28 protein-coding genes are annotated in these 20,685 nt (G+C 58.4%); 27 read left to right on the top strand and 1 reads right to left on the bottom strand.

Going from position 1 to position 20,685, the window contains the following annotated elements:
- Positions 1-7: 7 nt before the first annotated feature.
- The 23 genes from rpsC (at position 8) to dsbD (ending at position 13,231) form a co-directional block, all read left to right on the top strand.
- A complete protein-coding gene (gene rpsC / locus ACZ92H_RS24475; RefSeq protein WP_071325663.1) occupies positions 8-823 on the top strand; it encodes a 30S ribosomal protein S3 in 816 nt (271 codons plus the stop codon).
- 2 nt (positions 824-825) lie between these two features.
- Positions 826-1,245, top strand: coding sequence for a 50S ribosomal protein L16 (gene rplP / locus ACZ92H_RS24470; RefSeq protein ID WP_038497037.1), 420 nt, complete (start codon positions 826-828; stop codon positions 1,243-1,245).
- A gap of 12 nt (positions 1,246-1,257) precedes the next feature.
- Positions 1,258-1,449, top strand: a complete 192-nt coding sequence (rpmC, locus tag ACZ92H_RS24465; RefSeq protein WP_010394412.1) for a 50S ribosomal protein L29 — start codon at positions 1,258-1,260, stop codon at positions 1,447-1,449.
- Entirely contained in the window at positions 1,446-1,718 is a 273-nt protein-coding gene (rpsQ, locus tag ACZ92H_RS24460; protein ID WP_010394415.1) for a 30S ribosomal protein S17, read from the top strand. The genes rpmC and rpsQ overlap by 4 nt, the downstream gene beginning before the upstream one ends.
- A gap of 253 nt (positions 1,719-1,971) precedes the next feature.
- The gene (gene rplN / locus ACZ92H_RS24455) at positions 1,972-2,340 is read left to right on the top strand and encodes a 50S ribosomal protein L14 (RefSeq protein ID WP_008444317.1); all 369 of its coding nucleotides are present in this window, start codon (positions 1,972-1,974) and stop codon (positions 2,338-2,340) included.
- A 9-nt stretch (positions 2,341-2,349) separates the two neighbouring features.
- Complete coding sequence (rplX, locus tag ACZ92H_RS24450) at positions 2,350-2,664, top strand: 50S ribosomal protein L24 (RefSeq protein ID WP_010394419.1); 315 nt, start codon at positions 2,350-2,352, stop codon at positions 2,662-2,664.
- Positions 2,665-2,670: 6 nt separating this feature from the next.
- On the top strand, positions 2,671-3,210 hold the full coding sequence (gene rplE, locus ACZ92H_RS24445; protein ID WP_010394421.1) for a 50S ribosomal protein L5: 540 nt from the start codon (positions 2,671-2,673) through the stop codon (positions 3,208-3,210).
- 4 nt (positions 3,211-3,214) lie between these two features.
- Positions 3,215-3,520 (top strand): 30S ribosomal protein S14, encoded by a 306-nt coding sequence (rpsN, locus tag ACZ92H_RS24440; RefSeq protein WP_131375588.1) that lies wholly within the window; start codon positions 3,215-3,217, stop codon positions 3,518-3,520.
- 14 nt (positions 3,521-3,534) lie between these two features.
- Entirely contained in the window at positions 3,535-3,930 is a 396-nt protein-coding gene (gene rpsH, locus ACZ92H_RS24435; protein WP_071325662.1) for a 30S ribosomal protein S8, read from the top strand.
- A 10-nt stretch (positions 3,931-3,940) separates the two neighbouring features.
- Positions 3,941-4,474: a 50S ribosomal protein L6 gene (rplF, locus tag ACZ92H_RS24430; protein WP_071325661.1), complete on the top strand. Its 534-nt coding sequence runs from the start codon at positions 3,941-3,943 to the stop codon at positions 4,472-4,474.
- Between the two features lie 13 nt (positions 4,475-4,487).
- On the top strand, positions 4,488-4,850 hold the full coding sequence (gene rplR / locus ACZ92H_RS24425; protein ID WP_010394431.1) for a 50S ribosomal protein L18: 363 nt from the start codon (positions 4,488-4,490) through the stop codon (positions 4,848-4,850).
- Between the two features lie 9 nt (positions 4,851-4,859).
- Entirely contained in the window at positions 4,860-5,378 is a 519-nt protein-coding gene (rpsE, locus tag ACZ92H_RS24420; protein WP_010394433.1) for a 30S ribosomal protein S5, read from the top strand.
- 10 nt (positions 5,379-5,388) lie between these two features.
- Complete coding sequence (rpmD, locus tag ACZ92H_RS24415) at positions 5,389-5,568, top strand: 50S ribosomal protein L30 (RefSeq protein ID WP_010394435.1); 180 nt, start codon at positions 5,389-5,391, stop codon at positions 5,566-5,568.
- 30 nt (positions 5,569-5,598) lie between these two features.
- Positions 5,599-6,030, top strand: a complete 432-nt coding sequence (gene rplO, locus ACZ92H_RS24410) for a 50S ribosomal protein L15 (RefSeq protein ID WP_034753211.1) — start codon at positions 5,599-5,601, stop codon at positions 6,028-6,030.
- 32 nt (positions 6,031-6,062) lie between these two features.
- A complete protein-coding gene (gene secY / locus ACZ92H_RS24405; protein WP_071325660.1) occupies positions 6,063-7,397 on the top strand; it encodes a preprotein translocase subunit SecY in 1,335 nt (444 codons plus the stop codon).
- Between the two features lie 18 nt (positions 7,398-7,415).
- Positions 7,416-7,634 carry a translation initiation factor IF-1 gene (gene infA, locus ACZ92H_RS24400; protein ID WP_005663428.1) on the top strand — a complete coding sequence of 73 codons (219 nt, stop codon included), beginning with the start codon at positions 7,416-7,418 and terminating at the stop codon, positions 7,632-7,634.
- A 42-nt stretch (positions 7,635-7,676) separates the two neighbouring features.
- Entirely contained in the window at positions 7,677-7,790 is a 114-nt protein-coding gene (gene rpmJ / locus ACZ92H_RS24395; protein WP_010394471.1) for a 50S ribosomal protein L36, read from the top strand.
- 14 nt (positions 7,791-7,804) lie between these two features.
- A complete protein-coding gene (gene rpsM, locus ACZ92H_RS24390) occupies positions 7,805-8,170 on the top strand; it encodes a 30S ribosomal protein S13 (RefSeq protein ID WP_046681666.1) in 366 nt (121 codons plus the stop codon).
- 17 nt (positions 8,171-8,187) lie between these two features.
- Positions 8,188-8,592 carry a 30S ribosomal protein S11 gene (gene rpsK, locus ACZ92H_RS24385; RefSeq protein ID WP_010394475.1) on the top strand — a complete coding sequence of 135 codons (405 nt, stop codon included), beginning with the start codon at positions 8,188-8,190 and terminating at the stop codon, positions 8,590-8,592.
- Positions 8,593-8,850: 258 nt separating this feature from the next.
- Complete coding sequence (gene rpsD, locus ACZ92H_RS24380; RefSeq protein WP_071325659.1) at positions 8,851-9,474, top strand: 30S ribosomal protein S4; 624 nt, start codon at positions 8,851-8,853, stop codon at positions 9,472-9,474.
- 108 nt (positions 9,475-9,582) lie between these two features.
- Entirely contained in the window at positions 9,583-10,560 is a 978-nt protein-coding gene (locus ACZ92H_RS24375) for a DNA-directed RNA polymerase subunit alpha (protein WP_008444343.1), read from the top strand.
- A gap of 154 nt (positions 10,561-10,714) precedes the next feature.
- Positions 10,715-11,107, top strand: a complete 393-nt coding sequence (rplQ, locus tag ACZ92H_RS24370; protein ID WP_034753219.1) for a 50S ribosomal protein L17 — start codon at positions 10,715-10,717, stop codon at positions 11,105-11,107.
- Positions 11,108-11,278: 171 nt separating this feature from the next.
- Complete coding sequence (dsbD, locus tag ACZ92H_RS24365; protein WP_465051231.1) at positions 11,279-13,231, top strand: protein-disulfide reductase DsbD; 1,953 nt, start codon at positions 11,279-11,281, stop codon at positions 13,229-13,231.
- Between the two features lie 151 nt (positions 13,232-13,382).
- Here the strand turns inward: dsbD and ACZ92H_RS24360 are convergent, their stop codons facing one another.
- Entirely contained in the window at positions 13,383-13,925 is a 543-nt protein-coding gene (locus ACZ92H_RS24360; RefSeq protein ID WP_131375592.1) for a Spy/CpxP family protein refolding chaperone, read from the bottom strand.
- A gap of 188 nt (positions 13,926-14,113) precedes the next feature.
- On the opposite strand from ACZ92H_RS24360, the gene ACZ92H_RS24355 reads away from it, so the two are divergent.
- The 4 genes from ACZ92H_RS24355 (at position 14,114) to ACZ92H_RS24340 (ending at position 20,567) form a co-directional block, all read left to right on the top strand.
- Complete coding sequence (locus ACZ92H_RS24355) at positions 14,114-14,842, top strand: response regulator (protein WP_035824023.1); 729 nt, start codon at positions 14,114-14,116, stop codon at positions 14,840-14,842.
- Complete coding sequence (locus ACZ92H_RS24350; RefSeq protein WP_131375594.1) at positions 14,839-16,197, top strand: ATP-binding protein; 1,359 nt, start codon at positions 14,839-14,841, stop codon at positions 16,195-16,197. Before ACZ92H_RS24355 ends, ACZ92H_RS24350 begins: the two co-directional genes overlap by 4 nt.
- A gap of 87 nt (positions 16,198-16,284) precedes the next feature.
- Positions 16,285-17,460: an efflux RND transporter periplasmic adaptor subunit gene (locus tag ACZ92H_RS24345; protein WP_131375596.1), complete on the top strand. Its 1,176-nt coding sequence runs from the start codon at positions 16,285-16,287 to the stop codon at positions 17,458-17,460.
- Complete coding sequence (locus tag ACZ92H_RS24340; protein ID WP_131375598.1) at positions 17,457-20,567, top strand: efflux RND transporter permease subunit; 3,111 nt, start codon at positions 17,457-17,459, stop codon at positions 20,565-20,567. Before ACZ92H_RS24345 ends, ACZ92H_RS24340 begins: the two co-directional genes overlap by 4 nt.
- Positions 20,568-20,685: the final 118 nt, after the last annotated feature.

Below are 20,685 nucleotides of genomic sequence, written 5' to 3'. Positions count from 1 at the left end.
AGCCACGATGGGTCAGAAAATTCATCCAACCGGTTTCCGTCTGGCGGTCACCCGTAACTGGGCTTCGCGCTGGTATGCAGGCAACGGTAATTTCGCTGCCATGCTGAACGAAGACTTGAAAGCACGTGCTTACCTGAAAAAGAAACTGAAGAACGCTTCCGTTGGCCGCATCGTTATCGAGCGCCCAGCCAAGAACGCGCGCTTCACGATCTACAGCTCGCGCCCAGGCGTGGTCATTGGTAAAAAAGGCGAAGACATCGAAGTACTGAAGTCCGCGCTGACCAAGATCATGGGCGTGCCTGTTCACGTGAACATCGAAGAAATCCGCAAGCCAGAAATCGACTCGCAACTGATCGCCGATTCGATCGCTCAGCAGCTGGAAAAACGGATCATGTTCCGCCGCGCCATGAAGCGCGCAATGCAAAACGCAATGCGCCTGGGTGCTCTCGGTATCAAGATCATGTCGTCCGGCCGTCTGAACGGTATCGAAATCGCACGTAAAGAGTGGTACCGCGAAGGCCGCGTGCCTCTGCATACCCTGCGTGCCGATATCGACTACGGTACCAGCGAAGCGTCGACCACCTACGGCATCATCGGCGTCAAGGTGTGGGTATACAAAGGTGACCGCGCGCCTAACGGCGATGCACCAGTCATCGATACTCCAGCTGACGAGAAGAAGAGCCGCGGTCCACGCCGTGACGATGGCAAGCCAGCCGGCCGCCCACGTCCAGCGGGTGCGAAACCATCCACAGCACCAGGTGCTGCTCGTGTGCGCGCCGCTAAACCGGCCGCCGCTGCACCAGCTGAGAAAGCAGGAGAATAATCATGCTGCAACCAGCACGCAGAAAGTATCGTAAAGAGCAGAAAGGCCGTAACACCGGTATTTCGCACAGCCGCGGCACCGCCGTGTCGTTTGGCGAATTCGGTCTGAAGGCAGTTGCGCGCGGTCGTATCACTGCGCGTCAAATTGAAGCGGCGCGTCGTGCAATGACGCGTCACATCAAGCGCGGTGGCCGTATCTGGATCCGTATTTTCCCGGACAAACCGATTTCGAACAAACCGGCTGAAGTCCGTATGGGTAACGGTAAAGGTAATCCTGAGTACTACGTCGCTGAAATTCAGCCAGGCAAAGTACTGTACGAAATGGATGGCGTTGATGAAGCGCTGGCACGGGAAGCTTTCCGTCTTGCCGCCGCTAAACTGCCACTGGCTACGACGTTTGTCGTACGTCAAGTCGGCCAATAATTGGAGTTGTATATGAAAGCATCTGAACTCCGCGGCAAGGACCAGCCGGCTCTGCAAAAAGAGCTGAATGACCTGTTGAAGGCACAGTTCGGCCTGCGTATGCAAATCGCTACGCAACAGCTGAGCAACACTTCGCAGCTCAAGAAGGTACGCCGCGATATCGCGCGTGTGAAGACGGTAATGAATCTGAAGGAAGCCAAATGAACGAACCAGTGAAACAGTCGCTCAAGCGCACGCTGATCGGTAAAGTGGTTTCGGACAAGATGGACAAGACCGTTACCGTTCTGATCGAGCGCCACGTAAAACATCCTTTGTATGGCAAGATCATCATGCGTTCGAACAAGTATCACGCGCATGACGAGACCAACCAAGTCAAGGCCGGTGACACGGTCGAGATCCAGGAAGGTCGCCCGATCTCCAAAACGAAGGCATGGACGGTGACACGTGTGGTTCAAGCCGCACCAACCGTTTAAATAAAAACCACCGTTTCGGCGGTGGGTTTTAATTAGTACTTGCAGGCCCGCAAATTGTATGTAATACTTGCGGGCTTCGTTCATGTAACGCCGCAAAGTGTCTGGCCACAGACAGTAGCATTCGCGGTCAGTTGATGTATGAAGGTCATGCACCCAAACAGTGAAGCCCAGCAGGGCGGCTCTGGCGGGACCAAGACTGACCGTGGGTCTACATTGTGTGGATTCTTCGGCTTAAGTTGGGAAAGAGAATACTATGATTCAAACTGAAAGCCGGCTCGAAGTGGCTGACAATACCGGTGCCAAAGAAGTAATGTGCATCAAGGTATTGGGCGGCTCCAAGCGCCGTTATGCTGGCATTGGCGATGTGATCAAGGTAACCGTTAAGGTTGCTGCGCCACGTGGCCGTGTCAAAAAAGGTGAAATTTATAACGCCGTGGTTGTGCGCACCGCTAAAGGTGTTCGCCGCCAAGACGGTTCCCTGGTGAAGTTCGACGGCAACGCCGCCGTTCTGTTGAACGCCAAGCTGGAACCGATCGGTACCCGTATTTTTGGACCTGTCACGCGCGAACTGCGCACTGAGAAGTTCATGAAAATCGTGTCCCTGGCACCGGAAGTCCTGTAAGGAGTCGTAATGGATAAGATTCGTAAAAACGACGAAGTCATCGTTCTGACCGGGAAAGACAAGGGCAAACGTGGTGTGGTACAGCAGCGTATCGATGCTGAACATATCGTGGTTGACGGCATTAACATCGCTAAAAAAGCGACTAAGCCAAACCCGATGACTGGCGTAACTGGTGGTATCGTCGATAAGACCATGCCAATTCACGTGTCCAACGTTGCATTGTTTAATGCAGCGACTGGCAAGGCAGATCGCGTGGGTTTCAAAGAAGTGGATGGCAAAAAAGTCCGCGTCTTTAAATCCTCCGGCGAAGTAGTGAAGGCTTAAGAAATCATGGCACGTCTCCAAGAATTCTATAAAGAAAAAGTCGTTGCCGACCTGACCAGCAAGTTTGGTTACAAGTCGGTAATGGAAGTTCCACGCCTGACCAAGATCACCCTGAACATGGGTGTTGGTGAGGCCATCGCGGATAAAAAAGTTCTCGAGCACGCTGTTGCTGACTTGACCAAGATCGCCGGCCAGAAGCCAGTGACCACCAAGTCCCGCAAAGCTATCGCAGGCTTCAAAATCCGTGAAGGTTATCCGATCGGTACGATGGTCACCCTGCGCGGCGCTCGCATGTACGAGTTCCTGGATCGCTTCATTACCGTGGCTCTGCCGCGCGTACGCGATTTCCGTGGTGTGAACGGCCGTGCATTTGATGGTCGTGGTAACTACAACATCGGTGTCAAGGAACAGATCATTTTCCCTGAGATCGAGTACGACAAGATTGACGCGTTGCGCGGTATGAATATCAGCATCACGACAACCGCTAAGACCGACGATGAAGCCAAAGCGCTCCTCGCCGCCTTTAAATTCCCGTTCAGAAACTGAGATCATGGCAAAATTGGCACTGATTAACCGTGAGCAAAAGCGTGTAGACCTGGCTGCGAAATTCGCCGTCAAACGCGCTGAGCTGAAGGCCATCGTTGATGACCAGTCGAAATCGGAAGAAGAGCGTTACGAAGCGCGCTTGAAATTGCAAGCGCTGCCACGTAACTCGAATCCGACGCGTCAACGTAACCGTTGCGCAATCACCGGTCGTCCGCGCGGCACATTCCGTAAATTCGGTCTGGGTCGTATCAAGCTCCGTGAATTCGCCATGCGTGGTGAAATTCCGGGTATGACAAAAGCAAGCTGGTAATAGGAGAATATGCAATGAGTATGAGCGATCCTATCGCCGATATGCTGACCCGCATTCGCAACGCACAAGGCGTGCAAAAAACGACCGTGGCCATGCCATCGTCGAAAGTCAAAATTGCGATTGCCAACGTCCTGAAGGACGAGGGTTACATTGAAGATTTCGCTGTTGCCGAAGCTGGTGGCAAGGCGGAACTGAAGATCGGTTTGAAGTATTATGTTGGCCGTCCCGTTATTGAGCGCTTGGAGCGCGTGTCCCGTCCGGGTCTGCGCGTCTACAAGGGTAAAGACGAGATCCCTGTTGTGATGAATGGCTTGGGTGTGGCGATCGTGTCGACTCCGCAAGGCGTCATGACTGACCGCAAAGCACGCGCTACCGGTGTCGGCGGCGAAGTTATTTGCTACGTGGCTTAAGGAGTTACACATGTCTCGAGTAGCTAAAATGCCTATCGTAGTGCCAGCTGGCGCCGAAGTCGCCATCTCCGCACAAGCGATCACCGTAAAAGGCCCGCTGGGCGTGCTTTCCCAAGCCCTCACCGGCCTGGTCAAAGTGGAAAACAATGCAGGAACCCTGAGTTTCGACGTGGCGAACGACAGCCGCGAAGCCAATGCCATGTCCGGCACGCTGCGCGCACTGGTCAACAACATGGTTGTTGGCGTCACCAAGGGTTTCGAGAAAAAGCTGAACCTGGTAGGCGTGGGTTACAAGGCGCAAGCTCAAGGCGACAAGCTGAATCTGTCCCTGGGTTTCTCGCACCCTGTAGTGCATGACATGCCAGCCGGCGTTACCTGCGCAACACCAACCCCGACCGAGATCCTGATTAAAGGTATCGACCGTCAACAGGTTGGCCAGGTAGCCGCTGAAGTTCGTGCTTACCGCGCTCCTGAGCCGTATAAAGGCAAGGGCGTTCGCTATGCGGACGAAGTGGTTAAGCTTAAAGAAACCAAGAAGAAGTAATTAGGGGCTGACGATGGATAAGAAAGAATCACGGCTTCGCCGCGGACGCCAAACCCGCATCAAGATTGCGGAATTGAAAGTAAATCGCTTGTCGGTGCACCGCACCAACCTGCACATTTACGCCAACCTGATCAGCCCGGACGCTAAAGTCCTGGTTTCGGCCTCGACGGCTGAAGCGGAAGTACGCGCTGAACTGGCAGGCCAATCCGGCAAAGGCGGCAATGCCGCTGCTGCAGCCTTGATCGGCAAGCGCGTCGCTGAAAAAGCGTTGAAAGCAGGAATTACCGAAGTTGCGTTCGACCGCTCCGGTTTCCGTTACCACGGCCGTGTGAAAGCGTTGGCAGAAGCCGCACGCGAAGCCGGTCTGAAGTTCTAAGGATCAATCATGGCAAAAATGCAAGCAAAAATGCAAAGCGACAAGCCGGATGATGGCATGCGCGAAAAAATGATCGCGATCAACCGCGTGACCAAAGTGGTCAAGGGTGGTCGTATCATGGGTTTCGCCGCGCTGACCGTAGTTGGTGATGGCGATGGCCGCGTCGGCATGGGCAAGGGCAAATCGAAAGAAGTGCCAGTTGGAGTGCAGAAGGCAATGGAAGAAGCCCGTCGCAACCTGATCAAAGTACCGCTCAAAAACGGCACCTTGCATCACACGGTTGTTGGTCGTCACGGCGCCTCCAAGGTCCTGATGAACCCAGCTAAGCCTGGTACTGGCGTTATCGCTGGTGGCGCAATGCGCGCTATCTTCGAAGTGATGGGCGTGACGGACGTGGTGGCGAAATCCACCGGTTCGAACAACCCATACAACCTGGTACGCGCTACGCTGGACGGCCTGTCGAAAATGAGCACTGCTTCCGATATCGCTGCCAAGCGCGGCAAGTCGGTCGAAGACATTCTGGCTTAAGGTGGACAAAATGACAAACACAGTCAAAGTGCAATTGGTCAAGGGCTTGATCGGTACGCGCGAATCGCATCGCGCTACCGTGCGCGGTCTGGGTCTGCGTCGTGTAAATTCGGTTTCCGAATTGCAAGACACCCCATCCGTACGCGGCATGATCAATAAAGTATCGTATCTCGTTAAAGTTGTCGGGTAAGCCTTCGGGCTTACACGAACGGAGCAAATCATGGAATTGAATACTATTGCACCAGCCGAAGGCGCTAAGCACTACAAGCGTCGCGTCGGTCGCGGTATCGGCTCCGGCCTGGGTAAAACCTCGGGTCGTGGTCACAAAGGTCAGAAATCGCGTTCGGGCGGCTTTCATAAAGTCGGTTTCGAAGGCGGTCAGATGCCTCTGCAACGCCGTCTGCCTAAGCGCGGTTTCAAATCGATGCACGCAACCTTCAAAGCTGAAGTGCGCCTGTCCGATCTGAACAACCTGGCTGTTGGCGATGTCGACATTCTGGTCTTGAAGCAAGCTGGCGTTCTGGGCGTGTTGGCCCGTGACGTGCGCGTGATCTTGTCCGGCGAAATCACCAAAGCGGTGAATTTGAAGGGCTTGAAAGTGTCCGCTGGCGCGAAAGCAGCCATCGAAGCAGCCGGCGGCTCGGTAGCCTGAGTTGACCGCTAACAGCTTGATCGGAGCGAAAATTGGCGACTAATCCACAACTTGCTAAAAGTGCAGCGGCCGGTTTCCCTTGGGGACGGCTCTGGTTTTTGCTTGGCGCATTGGTGGTTTATCGTATCGGTGCTCACGTCCCGGTTCCCGGGATTGACCCGACACAATTAGCCTCGCTGTTCAAGGAGCACGAAGGCGGCGTCCTGGGCATGTTCAACATGTTCTCGGGCGGTGCCTTGTCTCGTTTTACAGTGTTTGCGCTGGGTATCATGCCTTATATCTCGGCCTCGATCATCATGCAATTGCTGTCGATCGTGTCACCGCAGATGGAAGCGTTGAAAAAAGAAGGCGAAGCAGGTCGTCGCAAGATCACCCAGTACACCCGGTATTTCACGGTGGCCCTGGCACTGTTCCAAGCGTTAGGCATTGCAGTCGCACTGGAGTCGCAAGCTGGTCTGGTGTTGGAGCCTGGTCTTGCATTCCGCTTCGTGACGGTCGTCACTTTGTTGACCGGAACAATGTTTTTGATGTGGTTGGGTGAGCAAATTACCGAGCGCGGCTTGGGGAATGGCATCTCGATCATCATTTTTGCCGGGATTGCAGCCGGTCTGCCGTCGGCGTTGGGTGGCTTGTTCACTCAGGTGTCGAATGGTTCGATCAGCAGCTTCAGCGCGATTTTCATCGTGATCCTGGTAGCACTGGTAACGTACTTCGTTGTATTCGTCGAACGTGGTCAGCGCAAAATATTGGTCAATTACGCGAAGCGCCAGGTAGGCAACAAGATTTATGGCGGTCAAACCAGCCATTTGCCGTTGAAGCTGAACATGGCCGGCGTGATCCCGCCGATCTTTGCTTCTTCGATCATCTTGTTCCCGGCCACTATCGTGGACTGGTTTTCAAAGGGCGCCGACAACGCTAACCCTGCGGTGCGGTTCTTGAAAGATTTGGCAGCATCGATGGGGCCTGGTGAGCCTATCCATGCGCTGTTGTACGCAGTGGCGATCGTGTTTTTCTGTTTCTTCTATACAGCGCTGGTCTTTAACAGCAAGGAAACAGCGGATAACTTGAAGAAAAGCGGTGCGTTCATTCCCGGGATTCGTCCAGGCGAGCAGACAGCCCGTTACATCGACAAGATCCTGACACGCTTGACACTTGCCGGCGCAGTCTACATCACCCTGGTGTGTTTATTGCCGGAATTTATGCAAGCCCAGTGGAAGGTACCATTCTATTTCGGCGGTACTTCTTTATTGATTATTGTAGTTGTCACCATGGATTTCATGGCGCAAGTACAGAACTACGTGATGTCGCAGCAATATGATTCGCTGCTGCGCAAAGCAAATTTCAAGGGCGGAATTCCGACGCGTTAAGCGCGGTAAACATACCGAATGGCAAAAGACGACGTCATACAGATGCAGGGCGAGATTCTTGAGAATCTCCCAAATGCAACATTTCGAGTGAAGCTGGAGAACGGACACGTGGTGCTCGGGCATATTTCAGGTAAAATGCGGATGAATTATATTCGCATTCTCCCTGGAGACAAGGTGACGGTGGAGTTGACGCCGTACGACCTGAGCCGAGCCCGCATTGTGTTCCGTACCAAGTAACACACTGAATCAAACCAAAGAAGCGAAAGAAAGAGCCCAAAAATGAAAGTTCTCGCATCAGTCAAGCGGATCTGCCGCAACTGCAAGATCATCAAGCGCAAAGGCGTAGTCCGCGTTATCTGCGTGGAACCACGTCACAAGCAGCGTCAAGGTTAATCGAGGAATAACAAATGGCACGTATTGCAGGGGTTAATATCCCAAATCATCAGCATACCGTTATCGGCCTGACGGCCATCTACGGTGTGGGCCGTCCACGCGCAGAGAAAATCTGTGCATCGACCGGTGTAGCAACCAACAAAAAGATCAAAGATCTGGATGACAGCGAACTGGAAAAGCTGCGCGATGAAGTAGGTAAATTCATCGTCGAAGGCGATCTGCGTCGTGAACTGTCCATGAACATCAAGCGTTTGATGGATCTGGGTTGCTACCGCGGCATGCGTCATCGTAAGGGTCTGCCTTGCCGTGGCCAGCGTACGCGTACGAACGCACGTACCCGCAAGGGACCGCGTAAAGCCGCTCAATCGCTGAAAAAATAATCCGCTAGGGAATAATTATGGCTAAGTCGCAAAATAACGCCGCATCAGCACGCGTGCGTAAAAAAGTTAAAAAGAACGTCGCTGAAGGCATCGCACATGTCCACGCATCGTTCAATAACACCATCATTACCATCACCGATCGTCAAGGCAATGCCTTGTCGTGGGCTACCTCCGGCGGTGCAGGCTTCAAGGGTTCGCGTAAATCGACCCCATTCGCAGCGCAGGTCGCCGCGGAAGCCGCTGGTAAAGTGGCTGTTGAGTGTGGCGTGAAGAACCTGGAAGTACGTATCAAGGGCCCAGGTCCTGGTCGTGAATCCGCCGTTCGCGCGCTGAACAACCTGGGCATCAAGATCACCGAGATCCAGGACGTGACGCCGGTACCGCACAACGGTTGCCGTCCACCGAAACGTCGTCGTATCTAAGATAGTGTTGCAGAGGGCGCTTCGGCGCCAGCTGCTTTGCTGTCTGTTGTAACTCAGTACAGTTGTGTGAAAACGCTGGAGCAGGGAGCCGGAAACGGTTATACTGCCCGGCTGTTCTTGCCTGTCAAATCCTGTTTGACGGGTTTTTCGTTTTCAGCCACCGTCTGATTGAAACCAAATCAGACTAGCGCCTAACCGCATCAGTGTGTTTGATCATGCATGTGGCTGGGGCGTTATCATTTAAAAAAAGGAAGTATCGTGGCACGTTATATCGGACCTAAAGCAAAACTTTCCCGCCGTGAAGGTACAGACCTGTTCCTGAAGAGCGCACGTCGCTCGCTGGACAGCAAGTGCAAACTGGACGTCAAGCCAGGCCAGCACGGTGTCAAATCCGGCGCCCGCACCTCGGACTACGGTAACCAACTGCGCGAAAAGCAAAAAGTCAAGCGCATGTACGGCGTGCTGGAACGTCAATTCCGCCGCTACTTCGCTGAAGCAGACCGTCGTAAAGGCAACACCGGCGAAACGCTGTTGAAGTTGCTGGAAACGCGTCTGGACAACGTTTGCTACCGCATGGGCTTTGGCTCGACCCGCGCTGAAGCGCGTCAACTGGTCAGCCACAAAGCGTTCACCGTGAACGGTATCGTTGTGAACATCGCTTCGTACGCAGTTAAAGTTGGTGACATCATCGCTGTTCGTGAAAAATCGAAAAAGCAAGTGCGTATCGTTGAAGCACTGTCGCTGGCTGAACAAGTTGGTATGCCTAGCTGGGTTTCGGTTGATGCCAAGAAAATGGAAGGTACCTTCAAGTCCCTGCCAGAGCGTAACGAAATCGCTAACGACGTCAACGAATCGCTGATCGTCGAGCTGTACTCGCGTTAATAGTAGTTAGCACCATCACCGCCCACTCGTTTTCTTTCGGGTGGGCGTTTTACTAATGCCATCAGCCTTATCGGTGTAATGAGCCGAGGGTATTGAAAAGGACATTTCATGCAAAACAGTTTGTTGAAGCCACGTATTATCGATGTTGAAGCTCTCGGTGCAGGTCACGCCAAGGTCGTGATGGAACCGTTCGAGCGCGGCTATGGCCACACATTGGGTAACGCGTTGCGCCGCGTTCTGCTGTCGTCGATGGTAGGCTACGCGCCGACCGAAGTGACGATCGCTGGCGTCGTCCACGAATATTCCTCCCTCGATGGCGTGCAAGAAGACGTCGTCGATCTGTTGCTGAACTTGAAGGGTGTGGTTTTCAAAGTCCACAACCGCGATTCGGTAACCCTGACCCTGAAAAAAGAAGGCGAAGGCGCGATCCTGGCCTCCGACATCGACCTGCCGCATGACGTCGAACTGATCAACCCTGACCACGTGATCGCCCACCTGACCGCTGGTGGCAAGCTGGACATGCAGATCAAGGTTGAAAAAGGCCGCGGCTACGTTCCTGGTAACGTGCGTCGCCTGTCGGAAGACACCAACAAGACCATCGGCCGCATCATCCTGGACGCGTCGTTCTCGCCAGTGCGCCGCGTATCGTACTTCGTTGAATCGGCCCGCGTTGAACAGCGTACCGACCTGGACAAGCTGATCATCAACATCGAAACCAACGGCGTGATCTCGCCGGAAGAAGCGATCCGCCAGTCGGCCCGCGTCCTGGTGGACCAGTTGAATGTGTTCGCTGCCCTGGAAGGCACGGAAGCCGCCGCCGAAGCGCCATCGCGCGCTCCGCTGGTCGATCCTATCCTGTTGCGTCCAGTCGACGACCTGGAGTTGACCGTGCGTTCGGCAAACTGCCTGAAAGCGGAAAACATCTACTACATCGGCGACCTGATCCAACGTTCGGAAAACGAACTGCTGAAAACGCCAAACCTGGGCCGCAAGTCCCTGAACGAAATCAAGGAAGTGCTGGCATCGCGCGGCTTGACCTTGGGCATGAAGCTGGAAAACTGGCCGCCTGCCGGCCTGGAAAAGTAATCGCAGTCCACGTAATTCGTAGTTGCAGCAAACTGCCTGGGACAGGTGTCCCAGGCTTTTATTTTGTAGTACCAAACCGGTCCGCGGCTAGTCGGGATTTCCCGCCCAGCCGATCGAAGAACTGGAATTTAAACACTCACCGAAAGGATTTATCATGCGTCACGGTCACGGCCTCCGTAAACTGAATCGTACCTCGTCCCACCGTCTGGCAATGCTGCGCAACATGACAGTATCGCTGCTGCGTCACGAAGCGATCAAAACCACCCTGCCAAAAGCAAAAGAACTGCGCCGCGTTGTCGAGCCAATTCTGACCCTGGGCAAAACCGACTCCCTGGCAAACAAGCGTCTGGCCTTCAACCGCCTGCGCGACCGTGAAATGGTCGTCAAACTGTTCGCTGAACTGGGCCCACGTTTCGCCAACCGTAACGGTGGTTATGTGCGTATCCTGAAAATGGGTTTCCGCGTCGGCGATAACGCTCCTATGGCGTTCGTTGAACTGATGGATCGTCCAGATACGACCGAAGCAGTTGAAGTTGCTGGCGAGTAATCCCAGTAGCCGCATCTGAGAAAGCCAGGCCTAGCCTGGCTTTTTTGTTTTCTGCTGCAGCTATTCTTACTGCAGTGTACTATTCTCCTTTCGCGCCGGCCCTGCAGCCACTGCACGCCCCGCGCGTCTCTTGTTGAATGGCACAGCTGATGCCGCAGAAAAAGGTCGTTCATGTCCCGTTTCCCTTCCAGCGCCGCTGCGCGCGCCGCTCCCTTACGTCAACTGCTGCTCTGGTGTGCCACTTGCCTGCTGCTGGCCATGGCCGTCTTCGGCACCGGCCAGGCCCGCGCCGACGATGAATTCCTCGATCCCGAGCTGGCTTTTAAATTTTCTGCGCGCATGCAGGATCCGTCCACCATTGCCGTCACCTATGTGATTGCCGACGGCTACTACATGTATCACGAGCGCTTCAAGTTCGAGGCCGTCGGCGCCAAGCTGGGCACGCCCGTGTATCCGAAGGGCAAGGTCAAGTTTGACGACACTTTCCAGAAGAACGTGGAAACCTTCCGCAAGACCCTGACTATTGCCATTCCCGTGGAAGCGGCAGGCGCCTTCACCCTGAAAGCGACGGGACAGGGCTGTTCCGACAAGGGCCTGTGCTATGCGCCGCAGGATGCCACGGCCCAGCTGGTGGGCGGTGGCGGTGGCCAGAGCATGGCGCCGGGCGCCGGCCTGCCGTCGAAATTCGCCTTACCGGCCGCGCCGGCAGCCGACTCGGCGGCCGTCAACGGCCCCCAGGCGCAGGCGTCGCCTGGCGTGTCCGTCATGAGCATTCCCCAGGCGGACATCACCAGCACGCCCGATCCGGTGGCGCCACCCGTGGCGGCAGCCGCCGCGGCGCCGGCGCAAAACGAGATGGGCAAGATCGAATCGGCCCTGAAGGGCGGCAAGCTGCTCGTCATCGTGCCCCTGTTCATGCTGCTGGGCCTGGGCCTGGCGTTCACGCCCTGCGTGCTGCCGATGGTGCCGATCCTGTCGTCGATCATCGTCGGCGATGGCGCCAAGGTCAGCCGTTCGCGGGGCTTGCTGCTGTCGCTGACGTACGCGCTGGGCATGGCCATCGTCTACACGGCGCTGGGCGTGGCGGCCGGCCTGGCGGGCGAAGGCCTGGCGGCCAAGCTGCAAAATCCGTGGGTGCTGGGCTTCTTTGCCCTGCTGATGGCGACGCTGTCGCTGTCGATGTTCGGCTTCTATGAATTGCAAGTGCCGGCCTTTTTGCAAGGCAAGCTGACCTCCGTGTCGAACCAGCAATCGTCGGGCCGCCTGGCGGGCGTGTTCGTCATGGGTGCCATTTCCGCCCTGATCGTGGGGCCGTGCGTGGCTGCGCCGCTGGCCGGCGCCTTGCTGTACATCAGCCAGACGCGCGACGTGGTCATCGGCGGCAGCGCCTTGTTTGCCATGGCGGTGGGCATGAGCGTGCCCCTGATCCTGGTGGGCGTCTCGGCCGGCACCCTGCTGCCGCGCGCCGGCGCCTGGATGGACGCCGTCAAGCGCTTCTTTGGCGTATTGCTGCTGGGCGTGGCCTGGTGGCTGGTGTCGCCCGTGCTGCCGGGCGCCGTGCAGATGCTGGGCTGGACAGTCCTGTTCGTCGGCTATGGCATGTATCTGCTGGTAGGCAAGAGCGGCGCGCAAAACGCGTGGGTGGCCAAGGCCTTCGGCCTCGTGTTTGCCGTGCTGGGCGTGCTGCAACTGGTCGGCGTGGCCAGCGGTGGCCGCGACCCGCTGGCGCCGCTGGCGCACCTCGGCGGCGGGCAGGTGCACGCACAGCCCTTCACGCGTGTCAAAACCGTGGCGCAGCTCGATGCGGCGCTGGCCCAGCTGAACGGCAAGCCGGCCCTGCTGGACTTTTATGCGGACTGGTGCGTGTCCTGCATCGAGATGGAAAAGCTGACCTTCGTCGACCCCACCGTGCGCGAGAAGATGGGGCAGGCCGTGCTGCTGCAAGTGGACGTGACGGCCAATGACGCGGACGACAAGGCCATGCTGAAACGTTTTCAGCTGTTCGGCCCGCCTGGCATCATCATGTTCAACCAGCAGGGGCAGGAAATCCCCCAGTCGCGCGTGATCGGCTTCCAGAATGCAGCGACGTTCCTGACCTCATTGCACAAACTCAACGGGCAGTAAGCGATCACTTGTCTCGTCAATAAGAAAAAGCCTGCATCGCAGGCTTTTTCTGTTTTTGCGCCTGGGCAGCTCGGGTAGCCCGACGCTTCCGCACGCGCCAACGATATTGTCGGATTGCGCGGCGTTGCGCCGCCAATCCGACCTATTCGGCTCAGCCCGCTTTCGGCTGCTGCATGCCGTGGTGCTCGCCGTGGTGGCCACCGCGCATGCCGCCATGCTTGCCGCCAGGCACGCTGTCGTCAAACACTTTCTTTTGCTCCGGCGTCAGCTGGGCATAGAAGGTTTTCAGCGAGGCCAAGCGGCTTTCCTGGCTGGCGATGCGTTCCTTCGACATGGCGATCCATTGTTCCATGCGTTCCGGCGCCGACAGCTTGGCCATCGCTTCGCGCTTGGCTTTCCAGTCGCCCATGGGTTTCTTCGGTGCGTTGGCGGCCGTGAACGTGGCCCAGGCCGGTTCCTGCGCGGCCGTCAGTTTCAGCTTGTCATGCAGGCGGGCCTGGTATTTGGCCATGCGTTCGGCGGGATTGCCACCGCGGTGCTGGCCGCGCTGGCCGTCGTGTTGCATCTTGGTGCTGGCGGCGGGCGCGCTGGCGGCCGCTTCCTGGGCGTGGACGGTCAGCGATGCCGCACCCATGCTCAGCACGCTCATGGCGATGATCACATTCTTACGCAAGGTTTTCATTGAGGCGTTCATCTTGATTCCTTTATAAGTGATGAGAGATGTACATGTTGCTGCACATGGAATCTATGTTGGACGCGCCATGTTTCCCCGAAGTGTCCGCTGCCAGACAGTTTGTATCTATATGTTTCTTCGACTCCCCTATATACAAGACGATACAAATGCGTTGTGCAAGCCATGGCGAAGTGGGGATAATTCGTCCTATGGAACCCACTTCTACAATTCTCATCGTCGACGACGACCGCGACATCCGCAGCTTGCTGGCGGATTACCTGGAAACGAACGCCTACCGCACCCTGGGCGCGGCGGACGGCACGGCCATGTGGAAAATCCTCGATGAAACGCGGCCCGATCTGATCGTGCTCGACTTGAACCTGCCTGGCGACGATGGCCTGACCCTGTGTCGCAAGCTGCGCGCCCAGTCGACGGTGCCGGTGATCATGTTGACGGCGCGCAATGAGCCGCTGGACCGCATCCTGGGCCTGGAAATGGGCGCCGACGATTACCTGCCGAAACCGTTCGAGCCGCGAGAGTTGCTGGCGCGCATACGCAGCGTGCTGCGCCGCAGCCATGCCATGCCGTCGAACGTGCCGTCGGACAAGGCGCAGCAAATCCGTTTTTCCGGCTGGACCCTGGACCTGACGGCGCGCCACCTGCTCAATCCCACCGGTTTGGTGATCATGCTGTCAGGCGCCGAGTTCCGCCTGCTGCGCGTGTTTCTGGAGCACCCGAACCGCGTGCTGAACCGCGACCAGCTGCTGAACCTGACGCAGGGCCGCGATGCCGACCCGTTCGACCGGTCGATCGATATCCAGATCAGCCGCTTGCGGCAAAAGCTCGGCGAAGATGCACGCTTGCCGCAAATCATCAAGACCGTGCGCAACGGCGGCTATGTGCTGGCGGGCCAGGTCAACGTGGAGCCGCACGCGTGAAGGCCTTCCTGGGCTCGATGACGGGTCGCGTCTTCATGTTCTTGCTGATCGGCATCGTCGCTTCGGCCGCGCTGACGCAATGGCTGGCCGTGGGCGAGCGCCAGCGCGCCATCGAGCAATACCGCGATTACCACGCCGTCGAGCGGGCCGAGCAGCTGGTGATGGCGGCCGACGTGGTGCCGCTGGCCTCGCGCGCGGCCTACCTGAAGGTGGCCAACAAGGGCAGCGTGCGCCTGGAGCTGCGTCCCGAGACGGAACATACGCCCGGTGCGCCGACGGAATTTTCCACCGCCCTGCAGGCCAAGCTGGGCGAAGGCTTCAAGGTCACCGCGCTGGCCGAGCGCCCGGCCGCCTGCATCGAGCCGCGCAAATCGCCGGGCATGTTTGGCGCCAAGCCATGGGGCGGCACTTGCGAGAATCTCGACGTGCGCATGCAGGACGGCCACGTGCTGCGCCTGATGGTCTTGCCGCCGCGCCAGCAGCCGCCGTTCAATGAACATAACGACTGGATGACCTTGCTGCCATTCCTGATCAGCATCGCCATCCTCGCCTATCTGGTCACGCGCATGACCATGCGTCCGCTGAAACAGCTGGCGCAGGCGGCGAAAGACCTGGGCAACGACATCAATCATCCTCCGCTGACGCTGTCGGGCGCCAGCGAGATCCGCCAGGCCAGCGCCGCCTTCAATGCCATGCAGGCGCGCATCCGCCAGCATATTTCGCAGCGCACGCAAATGCTGGCCGCCATCACGCACGATTTGCAGACACCGCTGACGCGCTTGCGCCTGCGCCTGGAAAAAGTGGCCGATACGGAATTGTATGACCGCCTGGTGGGCGACTTGTCCGCCATGCAAAGCATGGTCAAGGAAGGGCTGGACCTGGCCCGGTCGATGGACAGCACGGAAGCGATGCAGGCGCTCGATCTCGATTCGCTGCTCGACAGCGTGTGTTCCGATGCCGCCGATGCCGGCCAAAAAGTGACCCTGAATGGCCAGGCTGGCATGGCCCTGATGGCGCGTCCCATCGCCATGCGGCGCTGCCTCGTCAATCTGATTGACAATGCCGTCAAATATGGGCTGTACGCCCACGTGAGCGTCGAGCGTATCGCCGGTGCGGCGCGCATCCGCATCCGCGATGGCGGGCCCGGCATCGCGCCGGATCAGCTGGCCAAAGTCTTCGAACCGTTTTATCGCATCGAAACGTCGCGTTCGCGCGAGTCGGGCGGCACGGGCCTGGGACTGACGATTGCGCGCAATATCGCCGAGCAGCATGGTGCCACGGTCTTGCTGGCCAATCACGTGGATGGTGGACTGGAAGTCACCCTCATCGTGCCAGAATATTACGCTGGAAAGTGAGCATTTCCATGCGACAATATTGCGCTTTATGACCTTCGGCAACTACATTCAACCGGCAGCCCTGCGCTGCAACAGCGTGACAGAACAATGAAAAAGACTAGCCTGGCAATCGTGGTGGGTGCGGCCCTGTGTATCGGTGGCGGCATCTGGTATTTCAATCATCCTTCCACGGCTGGCGAGGGAGGCCAGGCAGGCAAAGGCGGCAAGGGCGGGGCGCAGGCGCCCACCACCGTCAGCGTGATCAAGCCGCTGCGCCAGGACGTGCCGATGGTGCTGCAAGCCAACGGCAGCGTGATGCCGATCAGTAGCGTCGACCTGCACCCGCAGACCACCAGCACGATTACCAAGGTGCATATCCGCGAAGGCCAGTTCGTCAAGCAGGGCGAGCTGATGTTTACGCTCGATGCCCGCAGCGAGCATGCGAATGTCGACAAGGCGCAGGCGCAAGTGCTGCGCGACCGTGCTTCGGTGCAGGACTTCGAGCGCCAGCTCAAGCGCAATCAGGACTTGTTGAGCAAGAATTTCATCGCCCAGGGCGCCGTCGATACCCTGCAAAGCCAGCTCGACGCGGCGCGCGCCCTGCTGGCCGCCGACCAGGCCGCGTTGCGCGCGGCCCAGGTCGATTCCAGCTATACGGTCCTGCGCGCGCCGCAGGGCGGCCGCGTGGGCGCCATCAATGTCTATGCGGGCAGCCTGGTGCAGCCGACCACGTCGCTGACCAGCATCACCCAGCTCGATCCGATCGACGTGAGTTTCACCTTGCCGGAAAGCAGCCTGTCGGGCTTGCTGGCGGCGCAAAAGGCGGGCGAGGTGCCCGTTACGGCGCTGCTGGCCGATGCGGGTGGCAAGCAGCTCGACGGCAAACTGAGTTTCATCGACAATGCCGTCGATCCCGCCACGGGCGTGATCAAGGTCAAGGCGCGCTTCAATAACGGCGGTACCGATTTGTGGCCTGGCCAGTACGTCAATACGCAATTGACGGTGCGCACGCTCAAGGATGCGCTGGTGATTCCGCAAAACGCCATCATCACGAATACCACGGGCATCTTCGTGTACTCGATGGAGCCCGATAACACGGCCAAGATGCGCAAGATTGCCCGCGTGTATGCATTCGGCGCGAATGCCGTCGTCACGGGCTTGAATGGCGATGAGCAAGTCATCGTCGATGGCAAGCAGAATCTGCGCCCGGGCAGCAAGGTGCGCCTGGCGGAAAAACACAAGGCTGCCGATGGCGCCGCCGCACCGCAGGGCAAGCCAGCATGAACCTGTCCGAACTGAGCATCCGGCGCCCCGTCATGGTGGTGCTGCTGTCCCTGAGCATCATCCTGGCCGGCGTGCTGGCGTATCTGCAAATTCCCGTGGCGGCCTTGCCAAGCTATAACACGCCCGTCATCAACGTCAGCGCCGACCTGGCCGGCGCGAGTCCGGAAACCATGGCCTCGTCGGTGGCCTTGCCGCTGGAAAAGCAGTTTTCCACCATTTCCGGCCTCAGCCTGATTACCTCCACGAGTACGCTGGGCAATACCTCGCTGACCCTGGAATTTGACGCCAGCATTAACGTCAATGAGGCGGCCGTCGACGTGCAGGCGGCCCTGCTGCGCGCGCAGCGCCAGTTGCCGACGGAAATGACGGACTTGCCGTCCTACCGCAAGGTCAATCCGGCCGACGCGCCCGTGCTGTTCATCCAGCTGACGTCGCCTTCGCTGAACCTGTCGGATCTCAACGATTACGCGGAAAACCTGATCGCGCCGAGCCTGTCGACCCTGCCTGGCGTGGCCCAGGTCATCGTGAATGGCCAGAAGCGTTTTGCCGTGCGCGTGCGTGCCCGCGCCGACCTGATGAATGCGCGCAACCTGACGATGGATGAACTGGCCACGGCGCTGCGCACCTCGAACACGAATTCGCCGCTGGGCATCCTTGACGGCCCCAGCCAGACGCTGACCATCCAGGGCAATCCGCAGATGATGAAGGCGGCTGACTTTGCCGAACTCATCGTCGCCACGCGCAACGGCCAGCCCGTGCGCCTGAAGGAAGTGGCGGAAGTGGAAGACAGTTTCCAATCGATCAAGGCGGCCGGCAGTTTCAATGGCGAGCGCTCGATCAGCCTGATGGTGCAGCGTCAGCCCGATGCCAACACCGTGCAAGTGGTCGATGGCGTGCGCCGTTTGCTGCCCGGCTTCAAGGAGCAACTGCCCCAGTCGATACAGATCAGCCTGGTCAATGACCGCTCGCTGTCGATCCGCGAAGCCATCCACGACGTCAATCTGACCCTGGCCCTGACGGTGGTGCTGGTGGTGCTGGTGATCTTCCTGTTCCTGCACCGCGCGGCCGCCACTTTCATTCCGGCCGTCACCATGCCCATCTCCCTGCTCGGTGCGCTGGCCCTGCTGTACTGGCTCGGCTACAGCCTCGACAACGTTTCCCTGCTGGGCATTACCCTGGCCGTGGGCCTCGTCGTCGACGATGCCATCGTGGTGCTGGAAAACATCGTGCGTCACATCGAGATGGGCAAGAAGCCCATCCGCGCGGCCCTGGACGGGGCGAAAGAGATGGGCTTTACCATCATCTCGATCTCCGTCTCGCTGGTGGCCGTGTTCATCCCCATCTTCTTCATGCCGGGCGTCATCGGCTTGCTGTTCCATGAGTTCGCCGTCGTCGTGTCGCTGGCCGTGCTGGTGTCGGCCATCGTTTCGCTGACCCTGGTGCCCATGCTGGCCAGCCGCTTCCTGCCGGCCGACTCGCGCGAACACAATGACAGCGATCCCGGCCACGGTGAAAAAAGCTTTATCGGCCGCCACTTCGAGGCGGGCTTTACGCGCTTGCGCAATGGCTATGTATTCATGCTCGACAAGGCATTGGCGCACCGCAATGTGGTCCTGGCCATTGCCGTGGGCACGTTCGCGCTGACGGTGATCCTGTACAGCACCATCCCGAAAGGCTTCTTCCCCGAGGAAGACCTGGGCCAGATCCAGGTGAATACGGAAGCGTCGGAAGATATCTCGTCCGAAGCCTTGCAGACCCTGCAAAACCGCATGGCCGACGTCATCCGTGCCGACCCCAGCGTGCAGGACGTGACCTCGTTCGTCGGCGGCGGCAATACGGGCCGCATGTTCATGGTCCTGAAGCCGCGCAGCGAGCGGCCGAAAATGCCCGTGGTGCTGGAAAACCTGCGCCGCGCCACCAGCGCCGTGCCCGGCATGGCCGTGTATTTCCGTCCCGTGCAAAACTTGCAGCTGGGCGGGCGCCAGAGCAAGAGCCGCTACCAGTACACCCTGCAAAGCGTCAGTCCCGACGCCTTGAATGACTGGGCGGAAAAATTTATTACAGGCATGCGCGCCGATCCCGCCTTCCGCGACGTCACCAGCGACTCGCAGATCAAGGGCTTGCAGGCGTCGCTGAAAATCGACCGCGACAAGGCGAATTTGCTCGGTGTGCAGATGTCGGACATCCGCACGGCCCTGTACAGCGCCTTTGGCGAGCGCCAGGTGTCGACCATTTATTCCTCGGCCGCCAGCTACTACGTGATCCTGGAAGCGGCCACGCCGGACCGCCAGTACGACGATGCGCTCACGCGCGTGTCCGTGCGCAGCAAGTCGGGCGAGCTGATCAAGCTGTCCAGTATCGCGCGCGTGGAGCGCACGATCGGCCCGACCTCCGTCAATCATCAGGGCCAGCTGCAAGCCGTGACCCTGGCGTTCAACCTGGCGCCGGACGTGCCGCTGGGCATCGCCACGGGCAAGATCGACGTGATGGCCAAGGACATGAACCTGCCGGCCTCCATCATCACGCGCTACGGCGGCGACGCGGCCGTGTTCCAGAGTTCGCAGGCGAGCCAGATCATCCTCATCATCGCCGCGCTGGCCGTGATCTATGTGCTGCTCGGTGTCTTGTACGAAAGCTATATCCACCCGCTGACCATCCTGGCCGGCCTGCCGTCGGCGGCCGTGGGCGCACTGCTGACCCTGCGCCTGTTCGGCATGGATCTCACCATGATCGCCATCATCGGTATCTTGATGCTGATCGGCATCGTCAAGAAAAACGCCATCATGATGATCGACTTCGCCCTGCATGCGCAGCGCAATGAAGGCATGAGCCCGCCCGAGGCCATCCGCCAGGCGTGCATCCTGCGCTTCCGTCCCATCATGATGACCACGGCGGCGGCCCTGATGGGCGCCTTGCCCATCGCCCTGGGCCTGGGCGCGGGCGCGGAACTGCGCCAGCCGCTGGGCCTGGCCGTGGTGGGGGGCTTGATCTTCTCGCAAGTCATCACCCTGTTCATCACGCCCGTCATCTACCTGTTCCTCGACCGGTTCAGCGGTACGGGACCGTTGACGGACGAACAACTGGTGGCGCTCGATAACAAGGCTTGAACGCGTGCCTGACCCGTGGCCGGCGCCCCGTTCCTGCGTGAACGCGGCGCCGGTTTTGTATGGGGGGTGATACATACGGTAACAACCGTCAAGAGTCGGCTCGGGTAACCTAGCTTGC

The sequence above is a fragment of the Janthinobacterium foliorum genome, from assembly GCF_978021625.1.
This window is presented reverse-complemented; position numbering and strand designations above follow the sequence as displayed.